Origin of the sequence: Mesorhizobium argentiipisi (SeqCode) (assembly GCF_037179585.1) — a bacterium.
Lineage (GTDB): Bacteria > Pseudomonadota > Alphaproteobacteria > Rhizobiales > Rhizobiaceae > Mesorhizobium > Mesorhizobium argentiipisi.
In genome coordinates, this window is sequence record NZ_JAPYKO010000001.1 from 468,554 (window position 1) to 481,195 (window position 12,642).

At 63.4% G+C, this 12,642-nt stretch carries 15 protein-coding genes; 9 read left to right on the forward strand and 6 right to left on the reverse strand.

The features are described from left to right. Window positions 1-10: 10 nt before the first annotated feature. Window positions 11-424 carry a BA14K family protein gene (locus O7A05_RS02175; RefSeq protein ID WP_337091283.1) on the forward strand — a complete coding sequence of 138 codons (414 nt, stop codon included), beginning with the start codon at window positions 11-13 and terminating at the stop codon, window positions 422-424. 214 nt (window positions 425-638) lie between these two features. Here O7A05_RS02175 and O7A05_RS02180 read toward each other — a convergent pair whose 3' ends face one another. The 3 genes from O7A05_RS02180 to O7A05_RS02190 all read right to left on the reverse strand — a co-directional run bounded on the left by O7A05_RS02180 (window position 639) and on the right by O7A05_RS02190 (window position 2,792). Then, window positions 639-1,280, reverse strand: a complete 642-nt coding sequence (locus O7A05_RS02180; protein ID WP_337091284.1) for an MBL fold metallo-hydrolase — start codon at window positions 1,278-1,280, stop codon at window positions 639-641. Window positions 1,281-1,443: 163 nt separating this feature from the next. Beyond that, a complete protein-coding gene (locus O7A05_RS02185) occupies window positions 1,444-1,752 on the reverse strand; it encodes a hypothetical protein (protein WP_040996837.1) in 309 nt (102 codons plus the stop codon). Between the two features lie 146 nt (window positions 1,753-1,898). Beyond that, window positions 1,899-2,792 (reverse strand): branched-chain amino acid aminotransferase, encoded by an 894-nt coding sequence (locus tag O7A05_RS02190; protein ID WP_337091285.1) that lies wholly within the window; start codon window positions 2,790-2,792, stop codon window positions 1,899-1,901. A 261-nt stretch (window positions 2,793-3,053) separates the two neighbouring features. Here O7A05_RS02190 and O7A05_RS02195 point away from each other — a divergent pair, with 261 nt between their 5' ends. From O7A05_RS02195 to O7A05_RS02210, 4 genes are all read left to right on the forward strand, one after another. Next, the gene (locus tag O7A05_RS02195) at window positions 3,054-3,587 is read left to right on the forward strand and encodes a MarR family winged helix-turn-helix transcriptional regulator (RefSeq protein WP_224516706.1); all 534 of its coding nucleotides are present in this window, start codon (window positions 3,054-3,056) and stop codon (window positions 3,585-3,587) included. Then, window positions 3,574-4,293 carry a response regulator gene (locus tag O7A05_RS02200; protein ID WP_040989639.1) on the forward strand — a complete coding sequence of 240 codons (720 nt, stop codon included), beginning with the start codon at window positions 3,574-3,576 and terminating at the stop codon, window positions 4,291-4,293. Before O7A05_RS02195 ends, O7A05_RS02200 begins: the two co-directional genes overlap by 14 nt. A 51-nt stretch (window positions 4,294-4,344) precedes the next feature. Then, window positions 4,345-5,760, forward strand: a complete 1,416-nt coding sequence (locus tag O7A05_RS02205) for an ATP-binding protein (protein ID WP_337091286.1) — start codon at window positions 4,345-4,347, stop codon at window positions 5,758-5,760. Between the two features lie 243 nt (window positions 5,761-6,003). Further along, on the forward strand, window positions 6,004-7,062 hold the full coding sequence (locus O7A05_RS02210; RefSeq protein ID WP_337091443.1) for a glycosyltransferase family 4 protein: 1,059 nt from the start codon (window positions 6,004-6,006) through the stop codon (window positions 7,060-7,062). On the opposite strand, the gene O7A05_RS02215 is transcribed toward O7A05_RS02210, so the two are convergent. The 3 genes from O7A05_RS02215 to O7A05_RS02225 all read right to left on the reverse strand — a co-directional run bounded on the left by O7A05_RS02215 (window position 7,059) and on the right by O7A05_RS02225 (window position 8,553). Beyond that, window positions 7,059-7,418 carry a tRNA-binding protein gene (locus tag O7A05_RS02215; RefSeq protein ID WP_040989641.1) on the reverse strand — a complete coding sequence of 120 codons (360 nt, stop codon included), beginning with the start codon at window positions 7,416-7,418 and terminating at the stop codon, window positions 7,059-7,061. The two genes, O7A05_RS02210 and O7A05_RS02215, sit on opposite strands and share 4 nt — an antisense overlap. Before the next feature lie 18 nt (window positions 7,419-7,436). Then, window positions 7,437-7,937: a type III secretion system chaperone family protein gene (locus O7A05_RS02220; protein ID WP_112098904.1), complete on the reverse strand. Its 501-nt coding sequence runs from the start codon at window positions 7,935-7,937 to the stop codon at window positions 7,437-7,439. Window positions 7,938-8,250: 313 nt separating this feature from the next. Then, window positions 8,251-8,553: an accessory factor UbiK family protein gene (locus O7A05_RS02225; protein WP_337091288.1), complete on the reverse strand. Its 303-nt coding sequence runs from the start codon at window positions 8,551-8,553 to the stop codon at window positions 8,251-8,253. Between the two features lie 131 nt (window positions 8,554-8,684). Here O7A05_RS02225 and lgt point away from each other — a divergent pair, with 131 nt between their 5' ends. From lgt to O7A05_RS02245, 4 genes are all read left to right on the forward strand, one after another. After that, window positions 8,685-9,539: a prolipoprotein diacylglyceryl transferase gene (gene lgt, locus O7A05_RS02230; RefSeq protein WP_337091289.1), complete on the forward strand. Its 855-nt coding sequence runs from the start codon at window positions 8,685-8,687 to the stop codon at window positions 9,537-9,539. After that, window positions 9,536-10,603, forward strand: a complete 1,068-nt coding sequence (locus tag O7A05_RS02235) for a class I SAM-dependent methyltransferase (RefSeq protein WP_337091290.1) — start codon at window positions 9,536-9,538, stop codon at window positions 10,601-10,603. The genes lgt and O7A05_RS02235 overlap by 4 nt, the downstream gene beginning before the upstream one ends. Window positions 10,604-10,686: 83 nt before the next feature. Next, window positions 10,687-11,475 carry a peptidoglycan editing factor PgeF gene (gene pgeF / locus O7A05_RS02240; RefSeq protein WP_337091292.1) on the forward strand — a complete coding sequence of 263 codons (789 nt, stop codon included), beginning with the start codon at window positions 10,687-10,689 and terminating at the stop codon, window positions 11,473-11,475. Beyond that, window positions 11,475-12,626, forward strand: coding sequence for a M24 family metallopeptidase (locus O7A05_RS02245; protein WP_337091293.1), 1,152 nt, complete (start codon window positions 11,475-11,477; stop codon window positions 12,624-12,626). The genes pgeF and O7A05_RS02245 overlap by 1 nt, the downstream gene beginning before the upstream one ends. Window positions 12,627-12,642 lie beyond the last annotated feature (16 nt).

The window sequence follows — 12,642 nt, forward strand, 5'->3', positions numbered from 1 at the left end:
GAGACCGAAAATGAACCGTTTTCTCAAGACCGCCATCCTGAGCGTTGGCATTGCCGCGACCACCTTGGCCACCTTCTCGGCGGCCAGTGCCGATGACTGGCGCTGGCATCATCATCGTCACCATGGCGGCGACGCCCTTGCCGCCGGCGTTGTCGGCCTCGCGGCCGGCGCCCTGATCGGCAGCGCGCTGAGCAACCCCGGGCCGCGCTATTACGAACCGGCCTATGGTGAGGATTATTATGTCGACCGGCCGGTGCGCCGCTACTACGTTGAGCAGCCCCGTGTCGTCTATGCCGACCGCTACGCCGAACCGTGGACCCGCGGCTGGTACGAGTATTGTTCGGACCGCTACCGCAGCTTCAATTCGCGGACCGGCACCTTCACCGGCAGTGACGGCGCCCAGCATTTCTGCGTCGCCAATTAAGAAAACCCAGGATTCCCTGCCCTAAAATGCGCCCCCCTTGGGCGGCGCTTTTTTTGAATAACTCGCCAACGATGGCTATGCCGAGATTCAGGTCAGGCCGAGCCGAGAGCGATGGGTTCCGAGAACCGGAGCGGAGCGTACTTACAGTACGTGAGCACCGGAAGCGCAGGAAACTAACGCTCGCAGGCCGGCATCACCTGAATATCGGCATAGCCTAGGTCAGAAACGGATTGGTCCGCCGTTCATCGCCAAAGCGGCTGCCCGGGCCATGGCCGCAAATGAAACCTATGTCGTCGCCAAGCGGTAGAAGCTTGTCCTTGATCGAGGCGATGAGGGCGGCGTGGTCGCCGCCGGGCAGATCGGTGCGCCCGACCGAGCCGCGAAACAGCACGTCGCCGACATGCGCGAATTTGGCCGCTCGGTTGTAGTAGACGACATGGCCCGGCGCATGCCCTGGGCAATGCAGCACCTCGAACTGATGGCTGCCGAAGGACACGACCTCGCCTTCGGTCAGAAAACGGTCGGGCACGCAATTGCGCACCGGATCGGTGAGGCCAAAACGCTTGGCCTGGTTCTCGAGATTGGCAAGCAGGGGCTTGTCGGCCTCGTGCGGGCCGAGAATGTCGATGCCCAGCGCGTCCTTCAGTTCCATCGCGCCGCCGGCATGGTCGATATGACCATGCGTGATCCAGATCGCGCCGGCGGTGATGGCATTGTCCTTCAGCACTGACAATATCTTGTCGACATCTCCGCCGGGATCGACGACGACGCCCGTCTTGTCGTCCATGTCGAACAAAATGGTGCAGTTCTGCTGAAACGGCGTGACCGGCACGATACCGGCATTGAGCTGACCCATGGCTTTCCTTTCTCGAGCAATTCCAGGGAAAGTGAGAACCGCTCCGATGGTTGCCCTGATGTAGACAGGCGGGCAAACGCCGTCCACTGCCGGCCGGCACAATATCCTGGAAACGAAAATGGGCGGCCGAAACCGCCCATTTGAAAGCTTGAAGCGAGAGACGTTATTTCTTCATCGCGTTCATGACCGCGCCGACGATGCCGGTCAGGATGGCGCCGCCGCCGACGCCGCCGAGAAGGTTCTTCAGGTCGAGCGCGCTGCCGATTCCACCCGCCGCTGCCGCCGCGTCGACTCCACCGCCGCCGAGCAGACTGCCGAGGATGGCCGCACCGCCGACGCCGCCGATGGCGCCGCTGAGGATTTTGGTAAGCTGGCCCATCGCCGCCTGCTTCAGCGCCGCGCCAACCGCCTGGCCACCGATAACGCCGGCAATTACCTGTACAACGATCTGAATAATCGTATTGCTGTCCATGTAACTAGTCCCTCCATAGCCGCCTGCCTCCAAGGGCCGACACCATCATGAGACGCCGAACCGTTCGAAAGTCAAATGCGTGAAAGCTTAAATAAAAAGCGCGGCCCGAAAACCGCCCCTGCTGCACAAAAAAGCTGTGACTATCGCTATTCTGCGGCGATGGCATGCTTTGGTTGCACTGCGGCAGAATAGTCATTCATCAACGTCTTGACGATCTCGCCGACCTCGAATCGGTATGGACCGATCTCCGAGACAGGCGTGACCTCGGCCGCCGTCCCGGTGAGGAAGCATTGCTCGAAATCTTCGAGCTCCTCCGGCATGATGGCGCGCTCGATTAATTCGAAACCGCGGTCTTTCGCCAGGCCGATCACCGTGCGGCGGGTTATGCCGTCGAGGAAGCAGTCGGGCGTCGGCGTATGGATCTTGCCGTCCTTGACGAAGAAGATGTTGGCTCCCGTGGCTTCCGCCACTTGGCCGCGCCAATCGAGCATCATGGCGTCGGCGTAGCCCTTGGCCTCGGCGGCGTGCTTGGACAGTGTGCAGATCATGTAGAGGCCGGCGGCCTTCGACTTGGACGGCGCGGTGCGCGGATCGGGCCGGCGCCATTCGGCGACGTCGAGGCGAATGCCCTTGAGCTTCTGCGCGGGGTCGAAATAGCTCGGCCACTGCCAGATGGCGATGGCGACGTTGATGCGATTGTTCTGCGCCGAGACGCCCATCTGCTCGCTGCCGCGCCAGGCGATCGGGCGCACATAGGCGTCCTGGAAACCCTGTTTCTTCAGCAGGGTGCGGCAGGCCTCGTCGATCTCGGCGACCGGATAGGGGATCTTGAAGCCGAGCAGGCGTGCCGATTCATGCAGGCGCTCATTATGCTCGGTCAGCTTGAAGATCCGGCCGCCATAGGCGCGCTCGCCCTCGAAAACGGCGCTGGCATAGTGCAGGCCATGGGTCAGCACGTGGATCTTGGCGTCGGCCCATTTGACGAACTCGCCGTTCATCCAGATGAAGCCGTCCAATTGATCGAAGGGAACGGATGCCATGGAAACCTCCCGCGGGCGGGTGCCCGCAAATCGTTGTGTTTTAAAGCCTTTCGTACCGGCCCCGCCACAGGACCCGAAACGTTGGCCAATGCTTGAAAGCGTAGGCGGATATTCAATTCGTGGCAAACTCAGGAAGTTCCGGAAAAACGGCTTCCACTTGCCTTTTCGTTCGCAATCCGCCGAAAAGCTTGTCAAAAATTATCATTGCCTGGAAATTACGTCAATAGTACTGACGTAATTCCCGCCTCGCATGGAGAAATGATGACGGATCCAAGCCCCGCAGCCGGAAAACCGATCAGGACGGCGATCGCCGACGAGGACGGCATCGACTTTGCCATCATCGAGCTATTTTTCTTCGCCTACCGCGATTTCACCTCCGACCCGGACCAGATACTCGCCGAGTATGGCTTCGGCCGCGCCCATCATCGCGTGCTGCATTTCGTCAACCGCAGGCCCGGGCTCACCGTCGCCGAACTGCTCGACGTGCTGAAGATCACCAAGCAGAGCCTGGCGCGGGTTTTGAAGCAGTTGATCGACACCGACCATATCGTCCAGGTGCAGGGTCCGCGCGACCGCCGGCAGCGCGAACTCTACCCGACCGCCAAGGGTCGCGCGCTGGCCTTAGCGCTGGCGCGGCCACAGTCGCGCCGCATCCGTGCGGCATTGGAGGATTCCGGAGCCACCGAACGCGCGACGATCGAGCGATTCCTGGAGGCGATGGTGAATCCGGAACTAAGGGCGCAGATCGACATTGTGCCTGCGCAAACATCGGGGAAGAACCATGGAGACCATTGAGAAGGTTGATCATCCGGCCGCGCCCGACGATGACGCGCCGCATCTTCTGGTTGTCGATGACGACACGCGTATCCGCAACCTGCTCAAGCAGTATCTGTCCGAGAACGGCTTTCGCGTCACCGTCGCCGGCAATTCCGGCGAGGCCAGGCGCAAGCTCGCCGGCCTCGACTTCGACCTTCTGGTGCTCGATGTCATGATGCCGGGCGAGACCGGCGTCGACCTCACCAAGGCGCTGCGGGCCGAGAAGAACGTGCCGATCCTGATGCTGACGGCGCTGTCGGAGACCGACAGCCGCATCACCGGGCTGGAGGCCGGTGCCGACGATTACCTGCCGAAACCGTTCGATCCGCGCGAGCTGATCCTGCGCATCAACAACATCCTGCGCCGTGGCGGCCCGGCAGCGACGCCGAAGGTCGAACAGCTGGTGTTCGGACCCTATACGTTCCAGATCGCCAAGCGCGAATTGAAGCGTGGCGGCGAGGCGCTTAAGCTGACCGACCGCGAGCAGGAGATCCTCGCGATCTTCGCCGCGCGGGCGGGCGAGACCATACCGCGCCATGAACTGGTGGGCGATGAATCGGATGTCGGCGAGCGCACCATCGATGTGCAGATCAACCGGCTGCGCCGCAAGATCGAACGCGATCCGTCCAATCCGGTGTGGCTGCAGACGGTGCGCGGTATTGGGTATCGGCTCAGCGTCGAATAAACTACCGTCGAAGGCCCTTTGCTGAACGGCCATCGACGAGCGGAAGGGCGAATGGCGACCACGCAACTGGAACAGCCTGAAGGAGGCGGCCCCGGCGATCTCGCGCTGCGGACACTGAGGGCGATGCCGCGCGCCTGGAACCGGTTCTGGCGCCTGGTCGCGCTCTACATGCCGAAGCGGCTCTACGCCCGCTCGTTGATCATTGTCATCGCGCCGATGATCCTTTTGCAGTCGGTGGTCGCCTTCGTCTTCATGGAGCGCCATTGGCAGACGGTCACCCAGCGCCTGTCGCAGGCGACCATCTCGGACATAGCGGCCGTCATCGACATGATGGAGACCTATCCGCACGACGCCGACTACGCCAACATCATCCGCATCGCTCAGGACCGTATGCAGTTGAAGGTGGATCTGCTGCCGCCCGATCCGCTGCCGCCGCCCGGCCCGAAACCGTTCTTCTCGATCCTCGACGAGGCGCTGTCGTCGGAGATCACCAGGCAGATCAACCGTCCGTTCTGGATCGACACGGTCGGCAACTCGAACGTCGTCGAGGTTCGGGTCCAGCTCGAAGGCAAGGTGCTGCGCGTCTTTGTGCGGCGCAGCCAGGCTTATGCCTCGAACACCCACATCTTCCTGATCTGGATGGTCGGCACCTCGCTGGTGCTGTTGATGATCGCCATTCCCTTCCTGCGCAATCAGATCAGGCCGATCCTGACGCTCGCCGAGGCCGCCGAGAGCTTTGGCAAGGGGCGGCCGATGCCGCGCGATTTCCGCCCGCGCGGCGCCGAAGAGGTCCGTCGCGCCGGCTTCGCCTTCATCCAGATGCGTGAGCGTATCGAGCGCCAGATCGAGCAGCGCACCGCCATGCTGACCGGCGTCAGCCACGACCTCAGGACCATCCTCACCCGCTTCAAGCTGCAGCTGGCGCTGGCCGGCGGCAAGTCCGAAACCAAGGCCGCGCTGAACCAGGACATCGACGACATGCAGTCGATGCTGGAAGGCTATCTCTCCTTTGCCCGCGGCGAGGCCGCGGAGGATACCGGCCGCTTCGACCTCAATGCTTATTTCCAGAAGCTCGGCGAGGAAGCGCAATTGCGTGGCTGCAAGCTTACGACGACGCTGACCGGCGATCCGGCCGTGCATGTGCGGCCGAACGCTTTCGCCCGGCTGCTGTCGAACGTCATCGGCAACGCATTTCGTTATGCCAAGACCGTGGACGTCCACGCCAACCATGGTCGCGGCTCGCTCACCGTCACCATCGACGACGACGGACCGGGCATCGCTCCCGACAAGCGCGAAGAGGTGTTCAAGCCGTTCCTGCGGCTCGACGAGGCGCGCAACCTGGACGCCAGCGGCACCGGACTTGGCTTGTCGATTGCCCGCGACATCGCTCGCAGCCATGGCGGCGATATCAGCCTCGAGGACAGCCCGCTCGGCGGCTTGCGCGCCGTCATCAAAGTTCCCGCGTAAATCCGGCCGAGGCAGGCTTCATCCGCCCGTCATGAAATCATGGTCAAGAGCGCGCATGAAGCGCGCGACCTTCGTTGATTCGGCCCTGCCGCCCCGCTTCGATCCCGTGCCCGCCCGGGTGCGCTGGAGCGAGGCGCGGGTTGCTGCCTGGCTGCCGTTCCGGCACCGCGCCGGCGCGCTAGGGAGTTATCGCGGCAAGGGACTGTCATGCGCATCGGGATCGCGATGCGTATCGGGATCGCCATGCGTATCCTGATGGTCACCGACGCTTGGCGGCCCCAGGTCAATGGCGTGGTGCACACGCTGGAACGCCTCACCGAGGCGCTGAAACCCTTCGACGTCGAGCTCGATTTCCTGACGCCGAACCTCTTTCGCACCTTGCCGATGCCGACCTATCCCGACATCCGGCTTGCGCTGACGACGCCGGGGCATGTCGCGCGCCTGATTGAGGCCGCCAAGACCGACCACATCCACATCGTCACCGAGGGTCCGCTCGGCATCATGGCGCGCCGACATTGCCGAAAGGTGGGCCGCCCCTTCACCACCAGCTATCACACGCGCTTTCCCGAATATCTCAGCGCCCGCCTGCCGGTACCGGAGAGCTGGGCCTACAACTGGCTGCGCGGCTTCCACAATTCCGGACAGGGCACGCTTGTCGCCACACAATCGCTGGCGGACGATCTGGCCGCTCGCGGCTTCGACAAGCTGAGGCCCTGGACGCGCGGCGTCGACACCGACCATTTCCGGCCCGACAAGCGCAAGGAAACCGGATACCCCCGCCCGGTATTCTTGTGCGTTGGCCGTGTCGCAATCGAAAAGAACCTGGCCGCCTTTCTCGACCTCGACCTGGCCGGCAGCAAGGTCATCGTCGGCGAAGGGCCCGAACTGGCAAAGCTCAAGGCGCGCTATCCCAACGCGCATTTCCTCGGCCACCGCCCGAACGACGAACTGGCCAAGATCTACGCGTCGGCCGATGTCTTCGTCTTTCCGAGCCGCACCGATACCTTCGGCAACGTCATCATCGAGGCGCTGGCCAGCGGAACGCCCGTCGCCGCCTATCCGGTGACCGGACCGATCGATATTGTCGGCGACGGCGTCGGCGGAGCCGTGTCGAACGACTTGGGCGAGGCGGCGATGAAGGCGCTTCACGTCGATCGCGCCGAAGCGCGCCAGCGCGCCATGCGCTACAGTTGGCAGGCCTGCGCCGAAATGTTCCTCGACGCGGTCGACGAGGCGTTGGGGATGCCAAGTAAGCGCGCCGACCAGGACAGGGTGGCTCCAGTCGCCCCAGGCTCGTTCTAGAATAAGCGCCCGCCGTCCGGCACTTTCCGCTCGATGGCGCCGAGCACGACGGCGCCCTCTTCATCGGGAAAGCCCAGCGTCAGCACCTCCGACATGAACGGGCCGATCTGGCGCGGCGGGAAATTGACCACCGCGAAGACCTGGCGACCGACAAGCGTTTCCGGCGCATAATATTTGGTGATCTGCGCCGACGACTTCTTCACCCCGATCGCCGGACCGAAATCGATCTTCAGCTTGATCGCCGGCTTACGCGCCTCCGGGAACGGCTCGGCCTCGACGATCGTGCCGGCACGGATATCGACACGGTCGAAATCGGCAAAACTGATCTCGGGCTTGCGCTCGCTGCTGGAACTCATCGGCGATATCGGTTTGGTTCAGGCGTTTCCGTGGGTCTCGAAGAGCACGCTGGAGAGCGCGTCCTTGGCCGATGTACCCGACCAGACGACGAACTGGAAGGCCTGGAAATAGCATTCGCAGGCCTCTAACGCCGAGGACAGAAGCACCTCGACCTGCTGGCTCGACGGCTCGACCCCGCCGGCAAGCAGCAGCGACTGCCTGAACATGATCGCGCCTTCCTGCTCCCACAGGTCGAAATGCCCGAACAGCATCTGTTCGTTTATCAGCGACAAGAGCCGCATCACTTCCAGCGTACGCGTCTCCGGCACCTTGATGTCAAAGGCGCAGGCCAGATGCAGTGCCTCGAAATCCTCCATCCAGGAAAAGGAGACATGGTAGTCGGTCCAACTGCCGGCCACCGAAATCGAAATCTCGTCGTCGCCGGCGCGCTCGAAGGACCAGTCGTTGTTGTGGGCCACCTGCTCGATGACGTCCACCGGGTGGATTTCGCGGGAGAATTCGAGTTCGAGGAGTTCCATGAATGCTTCCTGTGTTCAGGGGAGCGCCACACGCTCCGCGGGGCACACACGACGAACAATCTGTCTAGAACTCGGACGGTCAGGACTTTCCAACGCAAAGACCCCAACCGGACCCCACCGCCCGGCGCATGACCCTGCTTCGAATCATGCAACAAATTCAGTCTATTGATCGGGAGTCGCGTGAACAGCCCAATTTTTCGCACTGCGTCATCCGCATGTGGAAAGGTGGCTGTCATGAAGATTCATGCAATGCCGGTAAGCGATTCACGGCAAAGCGATTTTTCGGATCGCGCTATGTGGAAAAGTTTAACGATTATTTTTTTGCGCGGGGCTTCGCAGCACCCGCAGGTGCGGCCTGTCCGGTCAGTTCGGCGAGCTTGGCCTCGAGAGCCTCGACGCGCATCGCCAGCTGGATGTTGTCTTCCCGCGCCTTGACCGCCATCTCGCGCACGGCCTCGAATTCTTCGCGCTGCACTACGTCCATGGAATTCAGCATTCGCTCGGCCTGCGCCCGGAACGCCGTCTCCACTTCGCGCCGCACGCCCTGCGCGGCACCCGCCGCGTCGGTCATGATCTTTGCGAATTCGTCGAGAATGCGGTTCGGTCCGGTCGCCATGGCAGATCCTCGCTTTATCGTTTTGACGTAGTGGGGCGCGGCGCCGAATGCAAGCGTAGCCTTGCCTTGACCCCGCCAAAACCCTGCCGCATGGTCCGCGCCCAATCGTGACCGTCACCGGGGACCCCGTTTTGAGCGAATATTTCCTGCTGCCGCTGGCCTCCCTGCCCTTCCCCAACATCGATCCGGTCATCGTCCATATCGGGCCGCTGGCGGTGCATTGGTACGGCGTCGGCTACATCGTCGGCATCCTCTTTGGCTGGTGGTACGCGAAGCGCCTCGTCACCAACCCGCGCCTGTGGCCGGACGGCAAGCTGCCGATGAAGCCCGAGGACCTCGACGACTTCATCGTCTGGGCGGCGATCGGTGTGGTGCTGGGCGGACGCACCGGCTACGTGCTCTTCTACGACCTGCCGCGCTATATTGCGCATCCGCTCGACATCTTCGCCGTCTGGCAGGGCGGCATGTCGTTCCATGGCGGCCTGCTCGGCGTCATCCTCGCCATGACGCTGTTTTCGCTCAGACGCCGCATCCCCACCTGGACGTTGTTCGATGTGGTGTCGGCCGGTGTGCCTGTCGGGCTCGGCCTGGTGCGTGTCGCCAACTTCATCAATTCGGAGCTTTGGGGTCGGCCGTCGGACGTGCCTTGGGCGATTGAATTCCCCAATGGCGGCCCGTTCACCCGCCACCCCAGCCAGCTCTACGAGGCCTTGCTCGAAGGCCTCGTGCTCTTTCTGGTGCTGCGCTTCCTCACCCATTCGCGCCAGAAACTGAAGACGCCGCGCTTCGTTGGCGGCGCCTTCATCTGCGGCTACGGCCTGTCGCGCATTTTCGTCGAGTTCTTCCGCGAGCCCGACCAGCAGCTCGGCTATCTGCTTGGCACCAACTGGCTGACCATGGGCATGATCCTGTCCACGCCGATGGTGCTCGCCGGCATCTGGGCCATGGCCACCGCAAAGCCGGCGGCCGAGCCGCGGGCGGCATGACCCGGCTGAAGGAGCGCATCAAAGGTCTGATCGGCGCGGCGGGGCCGATCCCGGTCAGCGAATATATGGCGCTCTGCCTGTTCGATCCCGATGAGGGCTATTACACGACGCGCGAGCCCTTCGGCGCCGCCGGCGACTTCATCACCGCGCCCGAGATCAGCCAGATGTTCGGCGAACTCGTCGCGGTCTGGCTCTACCAGGCCTGGCAGGGTACCGGCCGGCCGTTGCCCGCGACCTTCGCCGAAATCGGTCCCGGCCGCGGCACCTTGATGAAGGACATGCTGCGCACTTGGTCGCGGCTCGACCCGCCGCTCGTGGCCGGCGTCTGCTTTGCCATGATCGAGACCAGCCCGCGCCTGGCTGAGATCCAGAAGCAGACGCTTGCCGGCCAGAGCGTGTCCCTTGCGTGGCACCAGACCATCGACACGCTGCCGCGGCAGCCGCTCTTCATCGTCGGCAACGAATTGTTCGACGCGGTGCCGATCCGGCAGTTCGTCCATGTGGGCGAAAGCTGGCGCGAGCGCGTTGTCGGCCTCGACGGCGCCGATGAACTGCACTTCTTCGCCGGTGCCGGATCCGTCGACCCGGCACTGCTGCCGAGAGCCGCTGCCGATACGCCGCAAGGCACCGTCGCCGAGGTGGCGCCCGCCCGTTCGGCGCTGATGGCGCAAATCGCCGAACGCATTGCCGGCCAAGGCGGCGCCGGCCTCTTCATCGACTACGGCCACCTCCAGCCCGGGATCGGCGATACCCTCCAGGCGCTGCGCCGGCACCTGCGCGAGGACGTTTTGGCCAATCCAGGCGAAGCCGACCTCACTGCGCATGTCGATTTCGGCGCTCTTGCCGACGTGGCGCGCGCTCACAGTCTCGGTGTGCAATTGTCGACCCAAAGCGAGTTCCTGCTCGGCATGGGCCTGCTCGAGCGCGCCGGCACCCTTGGCGCTGATGCCGATCCCGAGACACGTCAAGCCATCTCGGATGCGGTCGAACGCCTGGCCGGCCCCGACGCGATGGGCGAGCTGTTCAAGGTCATGAAGGTCCTGCCGGCGGGCAAAGCCGCCTGAGATCGCGGCCTCGCCGTCTGGTCCGCTTCGTTCTCCCAACTTCGCCTTGACGAGACCGCCCCGCACGGACGACAAACCCAACCATGCTGAATCAGACCAGACCCGATCCAGTACGCTCGCCGCTGCTTGAAAAGGCGCCAGGCATGCGCCACGGCTATTTCACCCGCGTTGGCGGCGTCTCCGACGGCATCTATCGGGGGCTCAACATCGGCACGGGCTCCAGCGACGATCAGACGCTGGTCGCCGAGAACCGGCGGCGCGTTGCCGCCTGGATGGGCGTGCCGGCGGATCATCTGTTGACCGCGCACCAGGTCCATTCGCCGGATGTCGTTGTCGCCAGGGAGCCCTTCGCCGGTCCTCGACCGAAGGCCGACGCCATCGTCACCGACCGTCCCGGCATTGCCATCGGCGCCTCGACCGCCGATTGCGGGCCGGTTCTCTTCGCCGATGCCGAGGCGCGCGTCATCGGTGCCGCCCATGCCGGCTGGAAGGGCGCCTTCACCGGCGTGCTCGAAAACACCATCCTTGCCATGGAGGGCCTCGGCGCTCACCGCGGTCGCATCGTCGCCGTGCTTGGCCCCTCGATCGGCCCTGACAATTACGAGGTCGGGCCGGAATTCGCCGTCCGCTTCGTCGAGGCCGATGCCGGCAATCACCGCTATTTCACACCGTCGAAGACGACCGGCCACTCGATGTTCGATCTCAACCAATATACGGTCGACCGGCTGCGCAAGGCCGGCGTGACCGCCGAGGGTCTTGGCCGCTGCACTTACGCGGAAGAAGAGCTTTTCTATTCCTACCGGCGCACCACACACCGCAAGGAAGCGGATTACGGGCGCCAGGTTTCGGCAATCGTTCTGGAGAAAGAGTAATGGCGCTGCATTTCGAACGTTCGGAATTCGACGCGCGGCGCGACCGGCTGCTGATCGAGATGGCCGAGAAGAAGCTCGACGCCGTGCTTTTGTTTGCGCAGGAGAGCATGTACTGGCTGACCGGCTACGACACCTTCGGCTTCTGCTTTTTCCAGTGCCTGGTGGTGAAGGCCGACGGCTCGATGGTGCTGCTCACCCGTTCGGCCGATCTGAGGCAGGCGCGCCATACCTCGACCATCGAAAACATCGTGCTGTGGACCGATCGTCAGGGCGCCAACCCGGCGATCGACCTGCGCAACCTCCTCAACGACCTCGATCTGCTCGGCGCCCGCATCGGCGTCGAATACGACACCCATGGCCTGACCGCCTATAACGGCCGCCGCCTGGACGAGCAGTTGCAGACCTTCGGCCAGATCGCCGATGCCTCCGGCATCGTCGGCCGGCTGCGCCTGTTCAAGAGCCCGGCCGAAATCGCCAAGGCGGAAAAGGCAGCCAATTTATCTGACGACGCGCTGGATGCCGCCCTGCCCCTCATCAAGCAAGGCGGCGACGAAGGGCTCATCCTTGCCGCCATGCAGGGCGCGGTCTTTGCCGGCGGCGGCGACTATCCCGCCAATGAGTATATCATCGCCTCCGGCGCCGACGCCTTGCTCTGCCGCTACAAGGCCGGCCGCCGCAAGCTCACCAAGAACGACCAGCTGACGCTCGAATGGGCCGGCGTCTTCCATCACTATCATGCCCCCATGATGCGCACCGTTCTGACCGGAAAGGTGTCGAAACGTCACCAGGAATTGTTCGACGCCTCGCGTGCCGCCCTGCTCGCGGTCGAAAAGGCGATGACGCCGGGCAACACTTTCGGCGATGTCTTCGACGCGCATGCCCGCACGCTCGAAGCGCACAATCTGACCAAGCACCGGCTGAACGCCTGCGGCTATTCGGTCGGCGCCCGTTTCACGCCGTCGTGGATGGACATGCCGATGTTCTACCAGGGCAATCCGGAGCCGATCGCACCCAATATGACGCTGTTTGCGCATATGATCATCATGGACTCCGAGACCGAGACGGCGATGACCCTTGGCCGCACCTACCTCACCACGGAATCGGCGCCGAAGCCGCTGTCGCGCCATGATCTCGACTTGATCGTGCAGTGAATCCATAATGGTTGGT

What these genes read in the sequence shown, in the direction of transcription:
- O7A05_RS02200 (WP_040989639.1), top strand. Translation starts at nt 3,574, where the DNA reads ATGGAGACCATTGAGAAGGTTGATCATCCGGCCGCGCCCGACGATGAC.
- O7A05_RS02190 (WP_337091285.1), bottom strand. Translation starts at nt 2,792, where the DNA reads ATGGCATCCGTTCCCTTCGATCAATTGGACGGCTTCATCTGGATGAAC.
- O7A05_RS02205 (WP_337091286.1), top strand. Translation starts at nt 4,345, where the DNA reads ATGGCGACCACGCAACTGGAACAGCCTGAAGGAGGCGGCCCCGGCGAT.
- O7A05_RS02185 (WP_040996837.1), bottom strand. Translation starts at nt 1,752, where the DNA reads ATGGACAGCAATACGATTATTCAGATCGTTGTACAGGTAATTGCCGGC.
- O7A05_RS02220 (WP_112098904.1), bottom strand. Translation starts at nt 7,937, where the DNA reads ATGGAACTCCTCGAACTCGAATTCTCCCGCGAAATCCACCCGGTGGAC.
- O7A05_RS02175 (WP_337091283.1), top strand. Translation starts at nt 11, where the DNA reads ATGAACCGTTTTCTCAAGACCGCCATCCTGAGCGTTGGCATTGCCGCG.
- O7A05_RS02245 (WP_337091293.1), top strand. Translation starts at nt 11,475, where the DNA reads ATGGCGCTGCATTTCGAACGTTCGGAATTCGACGCGCGGCGCGACCGG.
- O7A05_RS02180 (WP_337091284.1), bottom strand. Translation starts at nt 1,280, where the DNA reads ATGGGTCAGCTCAATGCCGGTATCGTGCCGGTCACGCCGTTTCAGCAG.
- O7A05_RS02215 (WP_040989641.1), bottom strand. Translation starts at nt 7,418, where the DNA reads ATGAGTTCCAGCAGCGAGCGCAAGCCCGAGATCAGTTTTGCCGATTTC.
- pgeF (WP_337091292.1), top strand. Translation starts at nt 10,687, where the DNA reads ATGCTGAATCAGACCAGACCCGATCCAGTACGCTCGCCGCTGCTTGAA.
- O7A05_RS02235 (WP_337091290.1), top strand. Translation starts at nt 9,536, where the DNA reads ATGACCCGGCTGAAGGAGCGCATCAAAGGTCTGATCGGCGCGGCGGGG.
- O7A05_RS02225 (WP_337091288.1), bottom strand. Translation starts at nt 8,553, where the DNA reads ATGGCGACCGGACCGAACCGCATTCTCGACGAATTCGCAAAGATCATG.
- O7A05_RS02210 (WP_337091443.1), top strand. Translation starts at nt 6,004, where the DNA reads ATGCGTATCCTGATGGTCACCGACGCTTGGCGGCCCCAGGTCAATGGC.
- O7A05_RS02195 (WP_224516706.1), top strand. Translation starts at nt 3,054, where the DNA reads ATGACGGATCCAAGCCCCGCAGCCGGAAAACCGATCAGGACGGCGATC.